The sequence below is a fragment of the Haliscomenobacter sp. genome (genome assembly GCF_033763495.1).
Taxonomy (GTDB): Bacteria; Bacteroidota; Bacteroidia; order Chitinophagales; family Saprospiraceae; genus Haliscomenobacter.
Genome location: NZ_JANRKL010000181.1, coordinates 1 through 23197 on the forward strand (window position 1 = coordinate 1; position 23197 = coordinate 23197).

16 protein-coding genes are annotated in these 23197 nt (G+C 46.5%); 8 read left to right on the top strand and 8 right to left on the bottom strand.

The window, feature by feature from the left end:
* The first annotated feature begins 294 nt into the window (after nt 1-294).
* From SFV55_RS19755 to SFV55_RS19780, 6 genes are all read left to right on the top strand, one after another.
* Nucleotides 295-2340 carry a DUF4331 family protein gene (locus tag SFV55_RS19755; protein WP_320031269.1) on the top strand — a complete coding sequence of 682 codons (2046 nt, stop codon included), beginning with the start codon at nt 295-297 and terminating at the stop codon, nt 2338-2340.
* A gap of 118 nt (nt 2341-2458) precedes the next feature.
* Complete coding sequence (locus tag SFV55_RS19760; RefSeq protein WP_320031270.1) at nt 2459-3673, top strand: tetratricopeptide repeat protein; 1215 nt, start codon at nt 2459-2461, stop codon at nt 3671-3673.
* A 108-nt stretch (nt 3674-3781) separates the two neighbouring features.
* Nucleotides 3782-5125, top strand: coding sequence for an AAA family ATPase (locus SFV55_RS19765; protein ID WP_320031271.1), 1344 nt, complete (start codon nt 3782-3784; stop codon nt 5123-5125).
* A gap of 120 nt (nt 5126-5245) precedes the next feature.
* Nucleotides 5246-6517: a tetratricopeptide repeat protein gene (locus tag SFV55_RS19770; protein WP_320031272.1), complete on the top strand. Its 1272-nt coding sequence runs from the start codon at nt 5246-5248 to the stop codon at nt 6515-6517.
* A gap of 63 nt (nt 6518-6580) precedes the next feature.
* A complete protein-coding gene (locus SFV55_RS19775) occupies nt 6581-6811 on the top strand; it encodes a hypothetical protein (protein WP_320031273.1) in 231 nt (76 codons plus the stop codon).
* 135 nt (nt 6812-6946) lie between these two features.
* Complete coding sequence (locus SFV55_RS19780; protein ID WP_320031274.1) at nt 6947-8191, top strand: hypothetical protein; 1245 nt, start codon at nt 6947-6949, stop codon at nt 8189-8191.
* A 45-nt stretch (nt 8192-8236) separates the two neighbouring features.
* Here SFV55_RS19780 and SFV55_RS19785 read toward each other — a convergent pair whose 3' ends face one another.
* The 5 genes from SFV55_RS19785 to SFV55_RS19805 form a co-directional block, all read right to left on the bottom strand.
* Nucleotides 8237-9427 carry a hypothetical protein gene (locus SFV55_RS19785; RefSeq protein WP_320031275.1) on the bottom strand — a complete coding sequence of 397 codons (1191 nt, stop codon included), beginning with the start codon at nt 9425-9427 and terminating at the stop codon, nt 8237-8239.
* 10 nt (nt 9428-9437) lie between these two features.
* Nucleotides 9438-10274 carry a glutamine amidotransferase-related protein gene (locus SFV55_RS19790; protein ID WP_320031276.1) on the bottom strand — a complete coding sequence of 279 codons (837 nt, stop codon included), beginning with the start codon at nt 10272-10274 and terminating at the stop codon, nt 9438-9440.
* 61 nt (nt 10275-10335) lie between these two features.
* Nucleotides 10336-11442 (bottom strand): carboxylate-amine ligase, encoded by a 1107-nt coding sequence (locus SFV55_RS19795; protein ID WP_320031277.1) that lies wholly within the window; start codon nt 11440-11442, stop codon nt 10336-10338.
* 117 nt (nt 11443-11559) lie between these two features.
* A complete protein-coding gene (locus tag SFV55_RS19800) occupies nt 11560-12579 on the bottom strand; it encodes a hypothetical protein (protein WP_320031278.1) in 1020 nt (339 codons plus the stop codon).
* A gap of 56 nt (nt 12580-12635) precedes the next feature.
* Nucleotides 12636-13340, bottom strand: coding sequence for an esterase family protein (locus SFV55_RS19805; RefSeq protein ID WP_320031279.1), 705 nt, complete (start codon nt 13338-13340; stop codon nt 12636-12638).
* Between the two features lie 85 nt (nt 13341-13425).
* Between SFV55_RS19805 and SFV55_RS19810 the strand changes: the two genes are divergently transcribed.
* The gene (locus SFV55_RS19810) at nt 13426-14217 is read left to right on the top strand and encodes an alpha/beta hydrolase (protein ID WP_320031280.1); all 792 of its coding nucleotides are present in this window, start codon (nt 13426-13428) and stop codon (nt 14215-14217) included.
* Nucleotides 14218-14298: 81 nt separating this feature from the next.
* Here SFV55_RS19810 and SFV55_RS19815 read toward each other — a convergent pair whose 3' ends face one another.
* The 3 genes from SFV55_RS19815 to SFV55_RS19825 form a co-directional block, all read right to left on the bottom strand.
* A complete protein-coding gene (locus SFV55_RS19815; RefSeq protein WP_320031281.1) occupies nt 14299-17103 on the bottom strand; it encodes an outer membrane beta-barrel protein in 2805 nt (934 codons plus the stop codon).
* Between the two features lie 170 nt (nt 17104-17273).
* The gene (locus SFV55_RS19820) at nt 17274-18773 is read right to left on the bottom strand and encodes an MFS transporter (protein WP_320031282.1); all 1500 of its coding nucleotides are present in this window, start codon (nt 18771-18773) and stop codon (nt 17274-17276) included.
* Between the two features lie 160 nt (nt 18774-18933).
* Nucleotides 18934-21129, bottom strand: a complete 2196-nt coding sequence (locus tag SFV55_RS19825; protein WP_320031283.1) for a polysaccharide lyase family 8 super-sandwich domain-containing protein — start codon at nt 21127-21129, stop codon at nt 18934-18936.
* Between the two features lie 391 nt (nt 21130-21520).
* Here SFV55_RS19825 and SFV55_RS19830 point away from each other — a divergent pair, with 391 nt between their 5' ends.
* Nucleotides 21521-23158 carry an aspartate:alanine exchanger family transporter gene (locus SFV55_RS19830; protein WP_320031284.1) on the top strand — a complete coding sequence of 546 codons (1638 nt, stop codon included), beginning with the start codon at nt 21521-21523 and terminating at the stop codon, nt 23156-23158.
* Nucleotides 23159-23197: the final 39 nt, after the last annotated feature.

Below are 23197 nucleotides of genomic sequence, written 5' to 3' on the forward strand. Positions count from 1 at the left end.
GCAACTCCTTGGGCAGGGACCGAAACAAACTAGGTGTGGGTGTGAAAGTGTGAACGTGTGGGTGTGACAGCCTTCCATTCCCACAAGAAACCCCGCCAACCCACAAGAAAGGGTTTGGGTGTGATCGTGTGAGTGTGGGTGTGACAGCCTTCCATTCCCACAAGAAACCCCGCCAACCCACGGATTTATCCGTGGGAGGCTACCAAAAGGTCCTAACCCACGAATTTATTCGTGGGAGATTCGAAGGACTACTTATCATCATCAAGCTACAACCATGTAGCACAAAGCACAATCATGAAAAACTTTTTTAAAACCATACTTTGTCTAAGTCTGTTGGCCATCAGCGCCTCGCTGTTTGCCTCCAGTCACCGGGAAGCACCGCTGATCGCGGATGATCCCTTGGCGGACAATACCGATTTGTACGCCTTCCGCAGCCCTGATGAACCAGGCATGATCACCATCATCGCCAACTATGTTCCACTGCAATTGCCACAAGGTGGCCCCAACTATTACAACTTTGGTGAAAACATCCGCTATGAGATCCACATCGACAACGATGCCAGCATTCCCGGCGATGAAATCACCTTCCGTTTTACGTTCAAACTGGTGAATGAAGACCCTACTACTTTCTTCAACATCCGTTTGGGCAAACAAAACCTGAAAGCCACTTACACCCTTGAGCGCAGCATCGATGGAGGTAAAAGTTTCCAGATGGTGATCAGAAATGGTGTAGTACCACCCAATAACGTTGGTACCCGCTCGATTACCAGCGGAGTTGGTCTGGATACCCGTTATGCAGATTTGGTACAAAATGCCATCACCACTTCTTCTACTGGTGAAAAAGTATTCTGCGGCCCAGCCGACGATCCTTTCTTTGTAGACCTGGGTGGCATTTTTGACCTCGGTGATTCACCTCGTCAAGGTAGCAAATCTCGCGATGGCGTCAAGTGTTTGAATGTAAGCACCATTGCCATTCAAGTGCCCATTCGCACCTTGCTGAAAAAAGGAGCTTTCTATTTGCCCAAGACCATTTTGGATCCTGACTATGTGATTGGAGTATGGGCTTCTTCCAGCCGTCGCGCCATCCGTACTTTGTCTAAAGGCAAAGAAACGCACTCTGGTGATTGGGTTCAGGTATCTCGCCTGGGTATGCCTTTGACCAACGAAGCGGTGATTCCAATTGGTTACAAAGACTATTGGAACGCACTCAGCCCTTATGCTGAAATCAGCGACACTGTTTTAGACAATTTCTTCTACAATCCAGAATTGGCCCTGTACATGGACGATTCTCAGTTCGGTACTGCCGTTCCAGCAATGAAGCAATTGCGCATCCAGCGCAAGTCTTTGGGTTCATTCGACTTTGGCTATGGCAAAGATGGTTTGTATCCACTTAAAGGGAATCCTGCGCTGAATGGAACAGCGCTTGATGATAAGGTGTTTGGTACATTATTGCTTCCTGGCCCAGGAAAGGCTCGCTCTGTAGATCTTTGGCCGATCTTCCACACGGGTGCCCCGAACCTTCCCCCTTACCAATTGGCAACGGGCAAAGGTGGAAACCCCCTGGCGCCAGGTAAGCCTTTCATCCACAACTTCCTCCCCAACGGTGGTGACATGTTGCGTTTGAACATGGCTGTACCTGCTACCCGCCGTAGCGATCCTAACTTCAGCTCACTGGGCTTGGTTCAAGCAGCAGTAATGGGTTTGACGCATCCAAAATACAAAGGCAACCGCAGCCTGGAATTCATCCCGAATATGGATGGTTTCCCAAATGGTCGCCGCTTGGAGGATGACGTTACCCGGATTGAATTACAAGCAGTAGCTGGTGTGGTTTTGGCTGCCGTTGGGTTGTGGTATGACGACTTTGATGGTAAAAACCCTGTCAGCACCGACTTGATTGATGTCCTGACCTACACCACTGGCGTAGAGAAAAACGATGCAAAATTTGGGATGAGCTTCCCTTACGTAGCATTGCCCTGGGCTGGCGACGGCAAATGTGGTGGCGTAGAAGTAAGCAGCCCAAGTACGGCAGCTATTGCTAACGCCGCTGCGGAAAGCAGCTTGTTGAACGCGCCAAAAGTTGTAGCAGCGGTTTATCCAAACCCGGTACGGGATGAGATCAACTTCAATTTACGGTCTCAAGGTGAAAACCAAATTCAAATCGACCTTTACGACTTGAATGGCCGCAAATTGAACAGCATCATCTCCACTACGGTATTCGAAGGTGAAAACGCCATTCAGGCGAAACTTCCAGTAGGCCTGGCCAAAGGCAACTACTTTGCAAGGATCATCGACAAGAATGGTGCCGTATTGCAGAATGTGAAAATTGTAAAAGTCAACTAAAAGTTGAGAGGGTTGAGGAAGGTTGAGAAGGTTTAGGCTACCGCAGTGACTTAGACGCAGGCCAGTATCAACCTTCTCAACCTCCCTCAACCTTCTCAACCTTCTCAACAAAAAAGCCATGTACCACCGCATTTCCATCCTTTTCCTTTTCCTTGCTTTCGCTTTTGCTTGTGCCAAGAAGCAAACTGAGTCAGCTACCCTGACGGTCAAAGACATTCCATTACTGCTTGACCGCAATGAAGCCATCCAAAATGGCCAAGAATGGTCGGACGTCCAAAGTTACTACGGTACTTCCCGCCAGGCACTGCTGGATAACCCCAAAGACTACGAAGCAGCCCTCAAATTGGTATACGTATTTGTCAACGAAGCCCGCATCACCGGCGAGCACGGACATTACTACCCAGCTGCGCTGAAAATGAGTGATTATATTTTGCAAAAACCAGAACTGGAAAAAGACCTCCAATTTCGGGCCATGGCCGCCAAAGCAGGCGTCCAATTATCCCTACACGACTTCAAAAATGCCCTAAAAACCGGCACTGAAGCCATGAACATCAACCCTTACAACGCCCAGAATTATGGGGTATTGGTAGATGCCAATGTTGAATTGGGCAATTATGATGAAGCCGTCAAGATGGCGGACAAAATGGTTTCGATTCGCCCTGACTTGCGCTCTTACGCCCGGGTTTCCTACTTGCGTGAAATTTACGGGGATGTGGATGGTGCCATTGAGGCCATGAAAATGGCGGTAGATGCTGGTTTTCCGGGTCAAGAACACACCTGCTGGGCCAGACTTACCCTCGGTAATTTGTACAAACAATACGGCAACCTCGATGCAGCTGAAGGCGAATACAACACCATTTTAAAGGAACGCCCTAACTATCCATTTGCGGTTGCTGCCCTGGCTGAAGTGGCCGTGGAGCGCAAGAAATACGGAGAAGCGGAAAAGCTGTTTAAAGATGCTGCCAATATCATCCCTGAAGTAGGCTTTTATGAGGAACTCGCCAGATTGTACAAAGCTCAAGGTAAAGATGAAGCTTGTAAAAAAACCCTGGCTGAAATTTGGCCCATGCTCGCAGATGATGAGGCCCACGGCCACAACATGAACCTGGAATACGCCAGCATTTACGCCGACATCGTTGGTGATTTGAATAAAGCGCTGAAATACGCGCTGAAAGAATACGAAATCCGCCCCGAAAACATTGACGTTAACCGCAAACTGGCCCTGATCTATCAAGATATGGGCAATAGCGCTAAAGCTTTGGAGCACATGACCAAAGCAGCCAAAACCAATTCCAAACACCCTGAATTGAAACAACTGGCTATAAAAGGGTAGAGTACATTTTTTTGAGCTATACCAGGCAGTTGAGCAGTTTTCGCTCAACTGCTTTTTTTTTATTGTTACATTTGGGGCATTGGGGCGATAAATGTAATACCCAGGCAAATGGAATTGAACGATCTTGATTTTTTATTGGAAGCCGTAAAGGCTTCTCCCGACAATCTGCCACTGCGTAAACTACTGGCTTCAGCACTATTAAAAAATAGTCGTTTTGAAGAAGCAGAAGTGGAGTACAAAGCTGCTCTACGCATGGCACCAGAAGATTTGACCCTGCAAATGGGTTTGGCCACTGCTTTTTTAGAGCAGGGTAAAACGGCGATGGCCATGGTCATCATGGAAGATATCTTGTCGCATGATACGCCGCCACCTCAGGCCTGGATCATTCAGGCGCGCCTGTTATTGAAGGCTGGCCAAGCCCAACAAGCTCAGGAGGCCTACGACAATGCCATCAGCCTCGATCCCAATTTGGCCGACGCCTACCTCAACAACGAAATCAGTCAAAAACTGGACCAGTCAGCGGAGCCCAACAAAGTGCGTTTGGGCGGATTTGGTGACGAAGATGAGGAAGAAGAACGTATCCTTGAGTTTGAGCGACCCAAAGTCAGCTTCAACGATGTAGGTGGGATGGAAAAAGTGAAGGAGGAAATTCGGATGAAAATCATCCACCCACTGGAGCATCCCGAAATCTACAAGGCTTATGGAAAAAAAATCGGTGGTGGGATACTGCTTTACGGCCCTCCCGGCTGCGGCAAAACCCATTTAGCCAGGGCTACTGCAGGTCAAATCAAGAGCAATTTTATGGCGGTGGGCATCAACGAAATCCTGGACATGTGGCTGGGACAGAGTGAAAAAAACCTGCACGCCATCTTCCAAAAGGCCAGGCAAATCAAGCCTTGTGTGCTGTTTTTTGACGAAGTTGACGCTCTGGGCGCCAATCGTAGCGACATGCGCATGAGTGCAGGAAGGCACTTGATCAACCAATTCCTCAGTGAACTCGACGGCATCGAGCAGTCCAACGATGGAGTTTTGATTCTGGCAGCCACCAATGCTCCCTGGCACCTCGATCCAGCTTTCCGCCGCCCTGGTCGTTTTGACCGGATCATTTTTGTACCCCCACCAGATGAAGCGGGCCGGGCAGCCATTTTGGAAATTCACTTGCGCGACAAACCGGTTTCGAACATTGATTTTGCCAAAATCGCCCAAAAAACCAATGGGTTCTCTGGTGCTGATTTGGAAGCTGTAATTGATATTGCCATTGAAAACAAACTGGAGGAAAGCATGCGCAAAGGTATTCCGCTCCCTCTCGACACCGCTGACTTGCTCAAAGCGCTTAACCAACACCGCGCAACCACCAGCGAATGGTTCAGCACCGCCAAAAACTACGCCCTGTTTTCGAATGAAAGCGGGCAGTATGATGAAATTTTGAAGTATTTGAACGTAAAAAAATAGTTGAGGAGGTTGAGTAGGTTTAGGCTACCGCAGCGGCTTGGACAAGAAAATTGTCAAAATCGCTGCGGTAGCCTAAACCTACTCAACCTTCCTAAACCTTCCTCAACGCAACTTATCTCCATGTCACGCCACCTTGAACGCGCCCAACTCCTCATGGAACAACGGCGCATAGCTGAAGCTGAAAAAGAACTGGCCCTTGCTCTGCAGGAGTCTCCCGATAATGGATTTGCCTTCCGATTGTTGGCCTTGTGCAAGGTAATGAGCAGAAACTACCCTGCGGCCTTATCTCCCGCACAACAAGCTTTAGCGCTCGATCCGGATGACCCCGGTAATCATTATATTTTGGCGGTAGCTAGTTTTTACAACAACCAAAACCAGCAGGCCAAGGACTTGATTCGCAGCGGTTTGAACCTCAATCCCTACATGCCCTCCATGTTTGAATTGGCTGGAGAAATTGCCATGCAGGAAGACCAATGGGAAGAAGCGCTCTATCAGGCTCAAAAAGGATTGGAGATTGATCCCGAAGACACCGAATTGGTCAACCTACGCGCTCGGGCATTGCTCAAACTGAATCGTACCGCCGAGGCGGAGGCTACGATGGATTACGCCCTGTATACTGACCCACACAATTCCATGTCACACGCCAATCAGGGTTGGGTGGCCGTGCATCAAAACAATTTTGAACAAGCAATTGCATCTTTTAAAGAAGCGCTACGCCTCAATCCACAAAATGCCCATGCCCGGGCGGGTTTAAAGGAGGCAATTAAGGCCAAAAACCCTTTATACCGCTGGATTTTGAATTATTTCCTGTGGATGAGCAAATTGCAAAGTGACAAACAGTGGTGGTTCATCATTGGTTTGTATTTTGTATACCGCATCGTGCTGAGTTTGAATAAAAACTTCCCGGCGCTAAGCTTTTTGCTCACCCCTCTGATTGTCCTATACATTCTTTTTGCTTATTCCACCTGGATCGGGCAACCGGTTTCTAATTTTTTCCTGCGCTTTCACCCGCTCGGAAAACACGCTTTGAGTGCCGATGAAAATCGGGCTGCCAATTGGGTGGGCATTCAATTGCTTGCACTTTTGGGCGTAGCAGTCTTGTATTGGTTGGCACCTGAAGCGGGTTGGCTCGGCTGGACCAAAGACCGACTGCTTTTTGCCGTCCTGGTAGTTGGCACCATGTTGATTCCGGTCAGTGGTTCTTTTTTAGCCCCTGAGGGAAGCCAAGCACGTAAGCAATTGGCCTGGTACGCCATCATTCTGGGTGTTTTTGGTCTGGTTCCAGTCTTATTCCCTGTAGCATTTGAGATGATCTATGTGTATGGGATCGGGATTTTTGTGTATGCTTTTGTGGCGAATTACATCTTACAGCGGGCAGCAAGGAGATTTTGAGTGCTTGTTTGAGCTCAAAAAATTTACCAAAGCAATTTATATTTGAGGTAAAGAATGTTGACCATGACTAAAAAAGAGATTCGCGACCTGATTGCCAGTGGTCGCCTGAATGAAGCCATTAAAGGACTACCTGGAGTTGTTGCAGAGCACCTGCAAAATGATGTGATTTTGTTACAAAGTCGATTGAATGGATTGGAACGCCAGGAGCGTTTGGGTACTATTGATTCGGGCAGTGCCAATATTGAGCGGGCAAAAATCACTGCAGCAGTGCTCGACATGCTCTCTGGTGATTAAGCCTGATGGATTGGGTCTTTTTTCTCCTCATAAATGGGGAGATTTTACAAATCCCCTCCAGCGATGAAGCCTAAGAATGTAGAAACCCTGATCTTTGAGTCATTAATTTGATTGTTCACACACAACACTCAAACCATGAAGACGCACAAGATTATGGCACTTATTACGGCAATGACTCTTTTCCAAACCCTGAGTGGGCAAAGTAGCAGCGAAGACCACTATGTGGGCACCTTCAGCAATAGCCAATCAGGTCTGGTTTTGTCGATGGATAAGGCAGCTGATGGCAGTTACAAGGGTTTTTTCCAGTTGCAGGGACAACAATATACGTTCAGCAATGGGGTCAAACTCTTGGGCATGATCAATGCTGAATACCAATACAATGGCCAGGCATTTGCGTTTTCGCTCTCTCGTTTGCTGGGTGAATATTATGTAACTAGCGAAGGGGTAAGTATTCCTGTAGTGAAAACGGCCAATCAAGCTGTCGCCGCCACTAAATCAACAGTTGGCGCTGGAAACACCCCAAAAAGCAGTACAGCTACCAGTCCCACTACGTCCAACGTGACAGGTGGCAAAGCAACAACCACCGCTCCTGCAGCCACTGGTGCCCGGATTTCCGACCCTTACAGTGGTTATTCTTTCCAGACGCCAGCTGCCTGGAAAAGCCAGGAACAAGGTGGTGGTTTCGTACTCAATAAAGTGGGTACCCAGGTATCGATGAGTGTAAGCCCCCATGAGTACAAAACCCTGGCCGAAATGCGTGCCCAGGTACTCGACGCCAACGACCCCGCCAGCAATACTTACCTCAAAGCCCAAACCCAGGCTTATGGCAGCAATGGTTTGTTGATCCGTTTTGATGGCACTGCACAAGGCCAAGCTGTAGTCATCGAAATGATCAGTTTGTTGTCGCCAAACGGCGGTGGTGTGACCGTAGCCGCTTCAGGAGCAAAGGACCAGTTCGGTGCGGAATATACCTCTCTGGTCAAATCCGTGGCCAATAGTGTCCAATTCAGCAAACCTCAAACCTCCAGCCTGGCGGAACAATGGAAACAAAAGATCAAAGGCAAAAGGCTGGACTATTACTACACGGGCAATGGAATGGCCGATCACTACATCATCCACATTTGCTCGGAAGGTACTTTTGTGTACAAAAACGACAATTCCTACAGCTCAAATAATGCTTATACCGACTTTTCTTACGCAAGTGCAGGTGCGGATGCTGGCAAATGGCAGGTAGTGGCCAAAGGTACTCAACCTACTTTGATTCTGCGCTTCAATGATGGCCGGGTTTGGGAATATCCAATGAGCCCGGGGAAAGCTGGAAATGAAATCTTGTTGAATGGAAAGCGGTATTTTGTGCAGGCAGGGACGATGTGCCAGTAGATTCTCAAGCAATTGATAAGCAACTTGCCTCAAGTCTAATAGAACTCACTCCTCAAAAAAACAAATATTCCCCCCTACCCAATCAAAATTCTTATTGAAACGCACCCCGATCATTTCACCCTTACTCATGCGCGAAAGGTTGGTGATCAATTTGGGGCGAGCCTCCCCCTGGTGCCATACATACATCAAGCGGATTTCCAGCTTAACCCCACCAGTAGGCGATTCAATGACGGGCTCATAGTTTACTTTGCGTTGCAAAAGGAAGTTTTCTTTGTCCGAAATCGCGTCCAGGTCTTCTGCGGTGATGTGCAGTTTAACCCCGGAACCAGCGAAGGAAAAAAGAGGCTTCAAAACGTAATTTTCCAGATCAGCCGGGTATTCTGGCAACTCATGCAAGAAATAACTTTTGGGTACAAAAGGGCTGTTCAGCAGCGGCAAGGTAAATTTACTTGCACGGTAGAACCAATTGGGATGGGCAATCCATTCCACGTCGACGTCGTCGGTAAGTTTGAACTCGGTCACCAGATCCGGGTAGTTTTGTAAGTCGTCAAAAATTACCCGGTTGTAAATACGTTGGATATCAATGCGGTGGCCATCTTTTTCGTAGTACAATTTCCGGCCATCTTTGCGCACCTTGGTCAGGCAAACAGCTTCGATGCCGAGGATGTCTTTGGTTACCGCAAAATCAATTCTGGTTTTTTGAATCTCTGGGTAAATCTCCAACAGAATGGTGTTTTCAGCCTTGCCTTCGCCAATAAACAGGCGTTGCAACTCTGCGATGTACCCATCCCGATCCAATCCATTAAAGTATTCGGTGAAGCCCTGGGGGCAATAAAAAAAACGCTTATACATGTCCCCGATGTACGCCTGATAGCCATACAAGGTAGCGAACCCCTGCATTTCAATCAATTGTGGCGTGAACTCACCCTGCTCATCCTTACAAACTGCAAAATCCAAGGTCAACAAAGTACAAGTATCCGGCTCGTTGGGTACCCGCTGGTCGGCGGGAATGGCCCGCTCGGTTTTGGCTCTAAAATCGGGTTGGATCATCACATCAATGATGTCCTCTCCGGCCTGAATCAATCTTTGCGTCAAGGCTTTAGGGACAAAAGCGGGGGTTTCTGCCACGCGAAACTCCAGGGTGTCGGGAAAATCTTGCTTGATTTGAGCTACAAAAGCCTCATAAGTCTCTTCCGTAAAAGAGGCATTGTACCGTTGGCGTATTTCTGGCAACATAAAACCATTATCAAGCCACCAAGGCTCCCTGGAGCTGTTCGGCAGCGTGGTGTAAAAATGAAGGAATGATCACCGCTTCGGTCAACATGATTTTATCAGGATCATCAAGTCGATCGATCATTTCAAAGTATTTGACCTCGCCGTGGGTTTCGATGACCCATTTGCGCTTGTCGTCCATCAGGTAATAACGCAGCATCCCCCGTGAATCAGCCTCGGGATGGAACTGGGTGCCAAAAACTTCGGGAGAAAAACGAATCGCCATTACGGCACGTTCCAGCGGAATGTGGGGGCGCTCTTTTTCCAGACACAAGGCTTGGGCTCCAAATTCACGCATCCTGGTTTCGTTGACCTGAGTTACCTGATAATCTCGTGAATCAACGGCATAGAATGGTTCGGGCAAGCCATGAAACAAAAATTCGGCGTAACCGTCACCCATGCGGTGGATGGGCATTACGCCAAAAGAAGTGGACTGTCTTCGCGTCACTTCGGCCAGGCCCAAATGGCGGCAAACCATTTGAAAAGAATGGCAAATGAGGAACATGAACTTCTTGCGAGCATGGCTCCGGTTGTAAGCAAAAAGGGAATCCACAAATGCAAAATAATCCTTTTCCCATTGGGTATTGGCCGCTAGTGGGCTGCCCGGGCCACCACTGGAGATAAAAATATCGAATGCTTCCAGATCTGGAATTTCGTTGTTTGCACGCACATTGAATACTTCAAAACTGCCCTCAATGCCATCCTGCTCCAGAAAGCGAGCTGCTATCTGCCGAATACAACGCATACCTTCGTTGGCCCAATTGTCGTACATGTCCAGTACCGCAATCTTAATCGTTTCGTCCGTTTTCATCACAGCAAAAAAATTTAAAGCTTTGAATAAAAAGGGTCAAAAATAGTCAACCTGGGCCGATTTACCAAAGTCCGTAAGCAGTTTCCCCAATGATAAAGTCTACAACAGCCTTAAAGTCCTTGGTTTCGTTGTACACTTTGAGTTGGCGATCTGCCCCAGTTCCATTTTCCATCATTTTGATGATGTACTCAACTTCTTCGCGGCTCCCCAATTGATCTACTACATCATCAACAAAATCAAGCAGCTCCAGGATCAAAGCTTTAGTAGGAACTTCTTCTTGTTTTCCGAAATCAATCAACTTGCCATCGATGCCATAACGGGCTGCCCGCCATTTGTTTTCGTTGATGAGTGGTTTGCCGTACATGCGGAAACTCAGGTTGCTGCTCATCAATTTGTACAATTTGACCACAACAGCTTGCATCACTGCCGCCAGGGCAATGGTTTCTTCAGCGCGCATTTGTACATCACAAATCCTGAATTCTACGGTTTCAAAAAACGGATGCAGGCGCATGTCCCACCAGATTTTTTTACCATTGTCGATACAACCCGTTTTGATCAACAAATCCAGGTATTGTTCATATTCCATTGCACTGCTGAAGGATTCAGGCAATCCGGTGCGAGGGAATTTGTCAAAAACTTTGGTACGAAAAGACTTGTAACCCGTATTGCGGCCCTCCCAAAATGGAGAATTGGTGGAAAGGGCAAAAATGTGGGGCAAAAAATACCGGGCTACGTTGATGATTTGTACACCAACTTCCCGGCTGGGAATGCCTACGTGTACGTGCAAACCAAAAATGAGGTTAGAGCGGGCAGCTTCCTGCAATTCTTCCACAATTTGGTCATAACGCGGATTGGGCGTAATCGGCTGATCAGCCCAATGCGAAAAAGGGTGGGTACCTGATGAGGCAATTTTTAAATCAACCTTATCGGCAATCTCCATGACGTACTTGCGCAGATTGACCACATCCTCGCGGGCCTCATGAATATTTTTACAAATAACGGTGCCGACTTCCACCACTGCCTGGTGCATTTCGGCTTTCACTTGTTCCTGGAGCTTTACTTGCCCCTCATCTACTATCCGCGACATGTGCGAACGCAACTCCCGCGTTTGCGGGTCGATGGTTTGAAACTCTTCTTCTATGCCAAGGGTGAAACAAGAAAGATCCATAGGTTGAAGGTTTTTATGGGTTCCAAGGTTTTAGTGTTCATAGTTTCAGGGGTCACGCCGACACTTCGACTACGCTCAGTGACCGGAGGAACCCCTTAAACTATAAACACTAAAACCTTACTTCGTTTTTGTTGTCTTTTTCGCAGCAGGTTTTTTCCCTGCAAGTCCGGTCAAGGCAGCCATGTCATTGTTCACGCCTGCACCGACAAAAGTACCCCAGGTGAGGTTGGTTTGTCCAGGTTTGGCGGCTTTGGCACGCTCGATGGCCATGGTTGCAGCGGCTTCTACTACCCAGTCAAAGTTCTCTTGACCGACCGAATTCACATCGGCATCAGGTGCCGGGTTGCAGAAGTCGATGGCGTATGGAATGCCGTCACGCACTGCGAATTCAACCGTATTGAAGTCGTAGCCCAGGGCCAGATTCAAACGCATGACGTAATCATGCACCGTTTCCAGCAATTTTTTGGCTGCAGGCCCTTGCGCTTTGATTTGTGAATCGTAGCGCAAATGGTGTGGATTGCGGGGCTCATAAGGCATGATGCGTACATGTTTTTGCCCTATGCAATAACAACGGAAATAATCGTCGAAAACGATTTCTTCTTGCAGCAGCATCACCAATTGCTCGGTTTCCGCGTGTTTTTTCCACAAATCCTCGGCATCCTCCACCCGATAGACACTTTTCCAACCTCCACCTGCGTGTGGTTTCATGTAAGCTGGAAATTTGACATAATCAAAAATGGCATTCCAGTCCAGGGGCATTTTGAGGTTGCGGAAGGATTCGCCGCTGGTATCGGTTGGCAATTCAAAGGAAGGAATCAGTGCAGTATTGGGCACCGGTACGCCAACTTGTAGGGCCAAGCAGTTGTTGAAAAACTTTTCATCTGCGCTCCACCAAAAAGGGTTGTTGACTACAGCAGTGCCACAAAGTGCGGCGTTTTTGAGAAATGCCCGATAAAAAGGGACGTCCTGAGAAATGCGGTCAATGATCACTGCGTAACCACTATCGCCGCCCTGGGTCACTTTGTCAATCGAAACGGGTTCAGCAATGATGTCCTTACCTTCTTTTTGATTGACACGTTCAATGAATGCCCAAGGGAAAGTGTTCTCTTTTCCGAATAAAATACCGATTTTTTTCATATGTAAACGTTTTCTTGTTCGTGAATTTTGGCAAAAAGCCAGTTCAAATATTGTCCTTAAATTTTAGACAAGTAATCAGGGAACATTTCCCGCCAGATTGGCCAATCGTGATTGGCAAAAGGGCGGATATCCAGCCAATGGTTGATGCCCTTGCGCTGTAAAATTTGTGACATCCATTCATTTTCACCCTTGCAAAAATCGTGTTCAGACGTGCCAAGGACAATCTTCATATCGTAAAAATGGTTGTTCTGCGCATCGGGCATAAAATCAGGTGGGTTGTTAAAAAACACGTTGTCGTCGTAGTACCCTCCCAGATGTTGTTTGATGTCAAAAGCGCCACCCATGCTGAATAGATAAGCTACTTTATCCGGGTGTTTAAAGGCAAAATTCAGGGCGTGATACCCTCCAAAACTACAGCCTGCTACTCCAATTTTATCCACATTACATTCTTGTCGAATGGAAGGAACCAGTTCCTCATTCAACATGCGGTCATAACAGGTATGGTTGTATACACGAGTAGCCGGATGCAGGTGTTTGGCGTACCAACTATCGCTATCGATGCTGTCAATGCAATAGATTTTTATTTTTCCCGACTCAATAAACCCACGAGCGGATTCGATGAGTTTAAAATCCTTGTTTTCGTAGTAACGCCCCATGGAGGTAGGAAAAAGCAGGATCGGATAGCCCCAATGTCCAAAAGTCAACATTTCAATGTCTCTTCCCAAACTATGCGACCAGAATTTGTGGTAAGTCTCTTGCAAGTTTATTTGGTTTTAATGGATTGAATCAGGGTAATATCGCAAAATAATTACTTTTGCCTGCGACTAAAATAATATTATTCTCGATATGCACAAAAAAGAACTCGTTTTATCCTCCATTCATTTGGGACGTAAAGTCAAGGTGACCCTTATTTTGCCACCCCATTATGCATTTAGTTTTCGGCACTATCCCGTTTTGTACCTCAATGATGGCCAGGATTTACCGAGTTTGCGCATGGAGGAAACCTTACATACCTTGTTTACCGAGCAGAAGCTTCGCCCTTTTATCGTGGTGGGTATTCATGCCAATGAGCAACGCATCCAGGAGTATGGTACCGCAAATCAGGCAGATTATGCGGGCAGAGGTAGTAAAGCCGGGCATTTTACCCATTTTGTTTTGGATGAACTCAAACCCTACATCGAGCGGCATTACCGGACCAAGACTCAGGCTCAACACAATTTTTATGCAGGGTTTTCATTAGGTGGCCTGTCGGCCCTAGATATTGTTTGGCACCATGCTGATGTTTTTTCCAAAGTAGGCGTTTTTTCCGGTTCCTTTTGGTGGCGCTCCAAGGCACTGGATCAAGGCTATAATGAGGCAACGGACCGCATCATGCATGCCCTGGTTCGGGAAACGCCTGATAAACCAAACGTCAAATTCTGGCTCCAAACGGGAACTGAAGACGAAGTATCCGACCGAAACAACAATGGCATCATCGATTCCATCGACGATACCCTGGGATTGATTGAAGAGTTAAAACTAAAAGGCTATCGCCTCAATGAAGATATAGTGTACCGTGAAGTGGAAGGTGGCCGCCATGACCAGACGACTTGGGGAAGGGTGATGAGGGAGTTTTTGGAGTGGACTTTTAAAGAGTGACGAATTTTTCGAATGACGAATGACGAATTGGGAGCGTTCCCAATTCGTCATTCGTCATTCGAAAAATTCGTCATTAATTTTTTACCGCATCATCCGAATCTGATTCCCTCCATTGGCATTTCCTTTCTGGAAGCCTTTCATGGAGTAGATGAAGCTGAACATGAAGTAACGGGCCAGAGAGTTGATGTCCTGATCCTGGAAGTAATTCAGCTGAACGGTCCGGCTGATGCCCTGGTTCTGGTTCAACAAATCGTAAACCCCAAACTTCAACTGGCCTTTGTTGCCTTTCAGAAAAAAGGCGGAAACCGCAGCATTCCAGATTGGAATATCTTGATCAAATTCCTCGCCCAAACCACGGAATTGGCTGTAATCCAGGTCTGTTTCGATGTTCAATTTATCCTTGAAGAAGAATTTTCTCAGACCTGCAGAGTAGGTGTAGCTGTAGTAATCCTGGTTGCGCTCGCTGTTGAGGGAGTAAGCTGTATTGGAATAGTTCAGCGTATAACCCAGGTTCCAGTCCCATTTCTCTTTTTTCTGGTTTTCGAAAGTGATCCCAGCGGTTGGGTTGGTGGTATTGGTGAAGTTACGTGCCGTGTTCACAAAGGTAATTCCCCTGTTGTAGTTGAATCCTCCGGAAAGGTTATACCTCATTTTTAGGCCTTTGAACCGGCCTCCATAATTCAAGCGGCTAATGAAACGGTAATCATCCGGTACGTTGATGGGTGTACGTTCGGTGACAAATGTTTCTTCATTGATGGTTTGCGCCGTTTGAATCCGGTTGTGGGTATAGGTAAAGTTCGTGAATGCAAAGAAGTTGGTAAAATTGAACTGATTGAAGTGGTTGTAGCGCATCGTAAAACGATTGCTGTATTCAGGCTTCAGGTTCGGGTTCCCGATGTAAATATTCAGCGGGTTGCTCAAGTCACGAACGGGTTGCAACTGCGTAATTGAAGGTTCGTTGATGTCGGTACTATAGTCAAAGTTGAAGCTGCGCATTTGGGTAAAATTGTAGCGCAAACGCAGACTTGGCAAGTAGTTCAGGAAATCCTGTCTTACCTTTTGCTCACTCGAGCGGATGTCTCCTTCCAACACGGCTTGCTGTACAGCCAGGCCTGTAGAGAAGTTCAATTTGGGGTTGGAAACCCTGAAATTGAAGCCTCCATTGTGGAAGTTAAAATCGCTGAGGGTACGGTTGGTTTGAATGGAATTCAATACCAGTTGTCCGGTAGGCAATACATCGTACACTTCACGGTTGTTGTCGTTGCCCCGGTGGTTGTAAGAATAATTGAGCTCCAAAAACTTGCCCCGTGACAATGGTTCAGTGTAGGACACCCGGGCATTGTAACTCATCCGATCACTGAGGGTATTGGTTTGTTGATCGTAGTTTTGAGTATTGGTGATCGAACCATCCGTGCCAAAGAACAGGTTCCGGGACAGGTTGGTACCATCCGTATTGCCATCTACATTGTTCAAGGTGAAAGTGGTGCTCAAGCTACGGCCACGGCGGCTGAAACGCTTCCGGTACAACAAAGTAGTGTTCAAATTGGTATTGGTACCATCTGAAGCATTGGTCTGGCTACTCGAGTTCCGAGGTGCATTCAATTCCGTAGTGGAAAAAGAATTTGACAAAATGTCGTTACCATTGCCGCTCAGGGACAAACGACCTACCACCCGGATAGATTGGGTAGAATCCATGTCGTGGTCGAGGGTAAAATTGAGTCGGTGTACATTGCTGCGTTCGTCCTGTTCTGAGGTATCGTTGGTAATAAAAGCTGATTTTTCCAGATAATTTTCAGTTCTGGTTTTTTGATCGGTCTCCTTTTTGAAGCCACTGTACAGGTAACTACCGTTGATTTTGGTTTTTTTGCCAAAATCCTTGCTGAAGTTCAAGCCAGAAGAATAAAAGGTAGTAAAACCGTAGTTGCGGCCAAAATTGATCGGAATGTCGCTTCCGCCACCACCACCACCGCCACCAGTGACGATACGCATGCCACCGCCGCCGCCCATGCCACCGGCACCGCCCGAGAAATCGAGGTACTCATTCACGGAGAAACCATTGCGGTTGACGTTGTTGGCAGAGCCGATGAAAGACAATTGGCCGGTCTTGGAAAAACGGTTGACGTTGCCGCCCAGATCAAATTGTTCCGGTCCACCAGCCCCTACACGGAAGTTGCCAAAAACGCCGTTTTGACGGTCTGGACGCAAAGTCAAGTTGATGGTTTTTTCGCGTTGACCATCATCCACACCGGTGAACTCGGCCACATCAGTCATTTTATCAAACACTTGTATCTTATCGATTGCATCAGCAGGCAGGTTGCGGGTTGCGGTTTTGGGGTCGCGTCCAAAAAACTCCTTGCCGTTGACCAATACCCGGGTTACATTTTCCCCTTGGGCTTTGACGTTACCGTCCTTTTCTACTTCTACCCCGGGTAGGCGTTTGAGCAATTCTTCAACGGTAGCGTTAGGTTGGGTTTTGAATGCTGCGGCATTGAACTCAACGGTATCTTTTTTGATGGTCATGGGGGATCTTTCACCTTCCACCACATACACATTCAGCGTTTCGGATTGCTCCTTCATGATGATTTTGCCGAGGTCTTTCTCCTTTTCACCCGCAAGGGTAATCGGGATTTTTTTGACGCCATAACCCAAAAAACTCAACTGCACAATGTAATCGCCAGCTTTCACACCAACGACTTCAAAGGCACCTTTCGGATCAACAAGAGCAAAACCACTTAAAAGTGAATCTTTAGCTTGCAGGACCATCACCGTTGCACCAGTGAGCGTTTGCCCGGTAGTATCTGCAACGGTTCCAAAAATTTTCGTTTGTGCTTGTGTACTTGCATAGGTCAGGAAGAGTGCACAAACGAGGGTAAAAATATGCTTCATAAAAAAAAAATTAATCGGGTTATTTCTTGCTACAAAGATACCGGAGCATTTCCTGGAAAGAGGTTAATCTGTCTTGATATAAGGTTAAAAATTGTTAACAAAGCTATTTTAACACAAATGGGGCTCGCAGCAAGCGCTACGAACCCCATTTTTACTAGGTTTTTCCCTATCTAATGCCCTGCCGACATTTGTACTGGTGTCTCGTCATTTCCTTTAATTTCCTTCACCAGAAAACAGGAAGCAGCGGCACAGAGCATACAAAACCCAGCCAGGATCAAAGCATTCCGAGGGTCATCCCCCAACAAGGGCTTGTAATACAGCGGTACTGTTAACATCCCGATGAACTGTGGCACACAGATGAAACCGTTAAAAATCCCCATGTATACCCCCATCCGGGCAGATGAAACGGCATTGGCCAGCATCAGGTAAGGCATTGACATGATTGACCCCCAGGCCAGGCCGATTAAGGTCATGCCTGCAAAATAAATCCACTTGTCATTGCTCAGGATCACACTGAAGAAGCCCAGTGCCCCGATTGTCAAAAACAAAGCGTGGGTGGCTCGGCGGCTACCCATCCGTTTGGCGATGGCAGGCAAAAAGATCGAAATCACAAAGCAGGAGATGCTGAACATCGCAAAACACAAGCTGCCCCAGTTTTTACCCGCTTCAAACCCGGTAGGGTTCGCATCTGGGCTTGGGGCATTAAAGGCATATTTTGCAGCGGCCAGGGATAAATATTGCCACATCAGGGGAAGGCCGTACCAGGTAAAAAATTTCACCCACCACAATTGGCGCATCACGATTGGCATTTCCGATAGCGAAGCCAAAATTTCCTTAAAAACCGGCAACATCAAGACCAAATACAGGCCTAATGCAATGCCTCCAGCCCAGATCAGGCCATTGGTGAGTCCGCCCAAACGAATGGCAAACATGCCACCAATCAAGGCAGCGCCAATGGTTAATGCCAAATGCCAAAAGGAAATGTTTTTCTTTTGTTCTGCGCTAAAGGTAGGTTGTATTTTATAGTCTTCATTTTCAGGTGGATATTCTTTGGTGGTATACATCGTCCAAAATACGGTCAGCAAAATTGCCGCAGCCCCAATGTAAAATGGGATACGTACTGAGTCCGGAATGCCATTGCTAAAGTCGCCACCAATCGCCATCGAAATGCCAATGATCGGGAGAATAAGCGGCATCAAATTGGAAAGGGTTTGACCGAATCCCACCATAAATGATTGTACTGCAAATCCGGTTGGGCGTTGTTTTGAATTCAACAAATCCCCTACAAAGGCTCGAAATGGTTCCATGGAAGAATTCAAACCCGCATCCAACAACCACATCAAACATGCAGCCATGAAGACCGATTTGGAATTAGGCATCAAAATCATCGCAATACTGCCTACGATGGCACCGATAAAGATGTATGGCCGGCGGCGCCCCCAGGTATTCGACCAACTCCGATCGGACAAAGTACCAATGATCGGCTGCAACAAAAGCCCCGTGAGCGGTCCGGCCAGCCAGAGACCAGGAATGCTGCTTTCTTCAGCTCCTAAATAGCGATAAATTGGACTCATGTTGGCTTGTTGCAAACCAAAGCCATATTGAATACCCAGAAACCCGAAACTCATGTTCCAGATTTGCCAAAAAGAAAGATCCGGTTTGTTCTTCACTGTAATCGTTTTAAACACCTGCTGGCGTTTCCCAAACAAGCGTTATTTGCTAATCTAAGTAGTTCGAAAAATTTTTGTAATGATATTTATTTTTTCCCGAAAGAAAAAAATAGTCGAGCAGAATAAACCACCTTCACACATGGGTTGGAGACGCAACTGGTTAAAAACTAAGCATCACACTTTTCCCCAAATAAACCCCTTGCGGTAAATCCACGATTACTGTAGTTGTATTGTTTTTCACATTAGGCAAACAAATAAATTTATCGCTTTTTGAGGTATAAGCACCTGGTAATGTGATGAGTATTCGGCCCAAACACCGTGATGGGTCTGCCACAGTCAACTGTTTCACTTTATCCCCTGCCATTTTGAGCATAACCATACCCTGACTGTCCATTTTTATTTTTTGCCCTTTGGCAATTTCTACCTCACCTGCTTTGTAAAAAGCCAACTGAACAATGCCCAATGTGCCGTGTTTTACACCTTGCAAATCTGCTGTATTCGATAGGATTTCAATGTTGCGGTTATTCACACTTGTTTCCGCCAATTTTTGCTCGGAAACATTTGGCACAACGATGTACTGATACTCAGGATATTTCTCCATCTTTCGTTTACCATGAATATCGGTTTCGTTTATTTTATCGCCGTGATTGAACCACAACTTGAATACATCTTCACTTACCAATTCTGTGCTGATGTTCTTTTGGTCTGTAATATCTGACCAACGCCCCGTTTCGGACTGATTGGATATGTTTATAGTTGTTGGTTCGGGAAAAAGATACCCGATTTTATCCTGGTGCACCCATTTCACATTTTCAGCAATTCTATTGCCCTTCGAAAGGACTTTTTTCTGCCCATCTTGCATTACTATCACCTCGCTCCTCAACAGAACTTGATTGATTGTGGTGACAATGGGCAATGACTTTTTGGGCTTTATACCTGCACCGAGGCAAACATATTCCTCATCAAAAAAGAACCACGATTTTTTGGCTTCGAGCATATCGTGGGGGCTTTTAAAATCAAACGCCACTGCACCGTATAGGCCATCGGTCACGGCACCCACGAAGTTGGTTAGCCCATCTTTTTGAATGTCAGTAGGTGGTGGCAAACTTGGTTTTTGCATAATGGTTGTGCCGGATATTTTTTGCCAGTCATATACCGCCCAAATATTGTGGTATTCGTCACCTTTGAGCATCAAATAATTTGTACCATCGGCTCGGTGATGGGTTGTTTTACCTGGTCCGTTATAGGGTTCTTCCATGTTTCGGTTTCGGGTAGAAAACATCCTGACACTGGTGTAAAAATTGGGGCGTTGAAAGACAAAATGCTCAGTTTGCCAAAAGAATTTGGCAAAGGACGAAGTTGGCCGGGCTTCCCCTTTTCTCAATTTAATGATGTCTTCCAATTCTTTTTTTCTATAATCAGTGCTGACTAAAAGTCGCTCAATTTCCAGCGTTCCTTTGGGTTGCAAAGGAGGTTTTTTTATCGAAATACTTCGATTTGCTACCCCTACATCATCATAAATGCCGTACACCTGTTGTTTGTAAATACCATCCAGATAATAATCCACCAATAGGTTGATATTCTCTTTTGAAAACTGATATTTCGTGCCAGCCACATAAGAAGACCATTCGCCATATGCATTAGCAAATTTGCCGTAACCATAGGAATCGGTATTGTTCACTCGATCGGGACGATGATGAAAACTATAATCATGCTGTATACAACGCTCCCCTGTTGAGAATTTCATTTCACCCTCAATGATGTGGATGATTGTGTCAAAAGCCATATCCTTGCCAAGAAAGAGTAAATTCTTAGCCAGGATACCCGCGATCACAATCCTGTCACCACTCGGACGTGCGCCCGAAGCACTCATATTGGCCCGACCAATCATTGGTTGGGCTTTTTCGATCAAATCTTTAGGCAAATCATCACCAATTGCCAAGATGAGATTCATTAGATTAGTGGGTGTTGTGATTTGGTTATCATGCCAGTTATCACCAACAAAATCGTTTTTCACCCAAAAATTCAAACCACGGACTATGGCATTTTTCACTTTTTCACTTTGATGAAAAGCGGAGCTTGGAGTTTTAAAGGCTCTTGCCAAATAAGCCAAATCGCTTGTATGTCTGCCATGCGGAAAACTCGCAGTCCTGCTTAGGTCAGTATAATTGATGTCGGAAAAACTGCCATCCTCCTTCATTTTTGCCAAAATCGCCTCTACTTGGCTGTCGTTAGGCTTAACTTTCAAAAGTTCTGTAACAACCCGTTGTTTGATGATTATCAAATCCTTGGATTGAGCATCACCCAGGGTAAACAGGGCAAAGCATAAGTATAAAACGGTAATCGCTTTTTTCATCTTGTCCATATTGAATTTCAAAGAAAACAAGATACCATTGGGCAAAAAAAAAGAGCGCAAGCACCACTGCTCCGCTCTTGTAAGAAATCACCCGACTGTTATTATGAAGGATCTAAAAAGCAAGTTGTAAGTCGTTAATAAAATTAACAACTTTGTTAAGGAAACCTTAAATCTGAGGGCAATATAGGGCAATTTATGAATACTCACAAAATTTTACTGGAAATTTTAACGAAAGGGTAATTTTTTTGTTCCAGCCCCATTCCACCAATTATAATTTGGCCAGCCTTAACAATTCACACGCCATTGACAAATGTGTTTTGGCGCCATGATCTTTTTTATCCTCTACATTTCTCATCGAATTTGTACTTTTCGTGCACAAAATTCCAACAATATGGTCGAGGCACTAACCGAAAATCCGATTCTTTTGCTTTTTATTGTGGCTGGCCTGGGCTACGGAGTAGGGAGCATCAGCATCAAAGGCAATAGTCTGGGGGTAGCCGCTGTATTGTTTGTAGGTTTGTTCATCGGCAGTTTTAGCCCTGAGCTGCGCATTCCCGAAATCATTACCTTTTTGGGCCTTTCCATCTTTGTGTATACAGTGGGTTTGGGGAGTGGGCCTAGTTTTTTCAGCACCTTCAAACGCAGGGGTTGGCAGGACTTGATTTTTGTTTTTGTCATGCTCAGTTTTTCTGCGAGTGTGGCCGTTGGCTTGCATTATTTATTGGGGTTTGAAGGCAGCATTACAGCGGGATTGTTTGTAGGCAGTACCACCAACACCCCTGCTCTGGCGGGTTTATTGGATTTGATTCGCAACACGGGTTTGGATGAGAACATCAGCAAGCTGGATGCAGAAAACAGCGTTATTGGTTATTCCCTCTCCTACCCTATGGGCATATTGGGCCCCATGCTGGCCGTTATTTTGATGCAAAAACTGCTCAAAATTGATTTTCAGAAAGAAGAACGGGAGCTCCGCAAGGACTATCCCGTACGCCAGGACATCCTCACCCTCACCGTAGAAGTCAACCATGAAGATGTCATCAATAAATCCATCCGCGATTTGCGCCAAGAAAGGGCCTGGACCGTTTTGTTTGGCCGTTTTGAAAGGGGTGACCGCATGCACCTCAGTTCCTGGGATACCGAATTTCAACTGGGCGACAAAGTAGCTCTGGTTGGAGACCGGGAAGAAGTAGAGCAGGTAGCCCAGGAAATTGGTACCATCCTCCCCCATCAGCTCTCTTTCGACCAAACCGAATACGAAACCCGCCGGATGTTTGTCTCCAACTCCAAAGTAGCAGGTTTAAAACTTGCAGCCCTGAATTTGAGTGAGAAATACGCCGTTCTGATCTCGCGCGTCCGCCGAGGCGATGTCGACATGATGGCCAATGCGGACACTGTACTGGAATTGGGTGATCGGGTGCGGGTCATCGGCAAAAGAAAAGACATGGCCGACATTGCTAAGTTTTTTGGTGATTCTTACGAAGAACTGAGTCAAATCGATTTGTTGTCCTTTGGTCTGGGGATGGCGATGGGGATGATTCTAGGGATGGTGACTTTTCAGTTGCCGGGAGGTATTGACTTTAAATTGGGTTTCGCTGGCGGGCCGATTATTGTGGGGCTAATCCTGGGCGGCTTGCGCCGCAGTGGGCCAATCAACTGGTCCTTGCCTTATAGTGCCAACTTGATTTTACGGCAGATCGGCTTGATCTTTTTGTTGGCGGGTGTTGGCGTGAATTCGGGGCATCAATTTGTAAAAACTATTTCGGGAGGTGGCATCGGCTTGTGGGTATTTACCAGCAGTGCTTTAATCAGCATCCTTACGGTGTGTGCTACCTTATTGGTGGGCTATAAAATTTTGAAAATACCCTTCAGCATCTTGATTGGCTTGGTTTCCAATCACCCAGCTATTCTGGATTTCAACATCCGCCGGAGTAAGAATAAGTTGCCTAATGTGGGCTATTCTTTGATGACGCCAATGTCGATTGTAGTGAAGATTGTGTATGCACAGTTGTTGTACCTCTTGTTGAAATGACAAATGATTCGAATGACGAGTGACGAATTTGGAGCATTG

What these genes read in the sequence shown, in the direction of transcription:
- SFV55_RS19755 (WP_320031269.1), top strand. Translation starts at nt 295, where the DNA reads ATGAAAAACTTTTTTAAAACCATACTTTGTCTAAGTCTGTTGGCCATC.
- SFV55_RS19775 (WP_320031273.1), top strand. Translation starts at nt 6,581, where the DNA reads ATGACTAAAAAAGAGATTCGCGACCTGATTGCCAGTGGTCGCCTGAAT.
- SFV55_RS19770 (WP_320031272.1), top strand. Translation starts at nt 5,246, where the DNA reads ATGTCACGCCACCTTGAACGCGCCCAACTCCTCATGGAACAACGGCGC.
- SFV55_RS19800 (WP_320031278.1), bottom strand. Translation starts at nt 12,579, where the DNA reads ATGAAAAAAATCGGTATTTTATTCGGAAAAGAGAACACTTTCCCTTGG.
- SFV55_RS19790 (WP_320031276.1), bottom strand. Translation starts at nt 10,274, where the DNA reads ATGAAAACGGACGAAACGATTAAGATTGCGGTACTGGACATGTACGAC.
- SFV55_RS19785 (WP_320031275.1), bottom strand. Translation starts at nt 9,427, where the DNA reads ATGTTGCCAGAAATACGCCAACGGTACAATGCCTCTTTTACGGAAGAG.
- SFV55_RS19810 (WP_320031280.1), top strand. Translation starts at nt 13,426, where the DNA reads ATGCACAAAAAAGAACTCGTTTTATCCTCCATTCATTTGGGACGTAAA.
- SFV55_RS19830 (WP_320031284.1), top strand. Translation starts at nt 21,521, where the DNA reads ATGGTCGAGGCACTAACCGAAAATCCGATTCTTTTGCTTTTTATTGTG.
- SFV55_RS19760 (WP_320031270.1), top strand. Translation starts at nt 2,459, where the DNA reads ATGTACCACCGCATTTCCATCCTTTTCCTTTTCCTTGCTTTCGCTTTT.
- SFV55_RS19825 (WP_320031283.1), bottom strand. Translation starts at nt 21,129, where the DNA reads ATGAAAAAAGCGATTACCGTTTTATACTTATGCTTTGCCCTGTTTACC.
- SFV55_RS19815 (WP_320031281.1), bottom strand. Translation starts at nt 17,103, where the DNA reads ATGAAGCATATTTTTACCCTCGTTTGTGCACTCTTCCTGACCTATGCA.
- SFV55_RS19780 (WP_320031274.1), top strand. Translation starts at nt 6,947, where the DNA reads ATGAAGACGCACAAGATTATGGCACTTATTACGGCAATGACTCTTTTC.
- SFV55_RS19795 (WP_320031277.1), bottom strand. Translation starts at nt 11,442, where the DNA reads ATGGATCTTTCTTGTTTCACCCTTGGCATAGAAGAAGAGTTTCAAACC.
- SFV55_RS19765 (WP_320031271.1), top strand. Translation starts at nt 3,782, where the DNA reads ATGGAATTGAACGATCTTGATTTTTTATTGGAAGCCGTAAAGGCTTCT.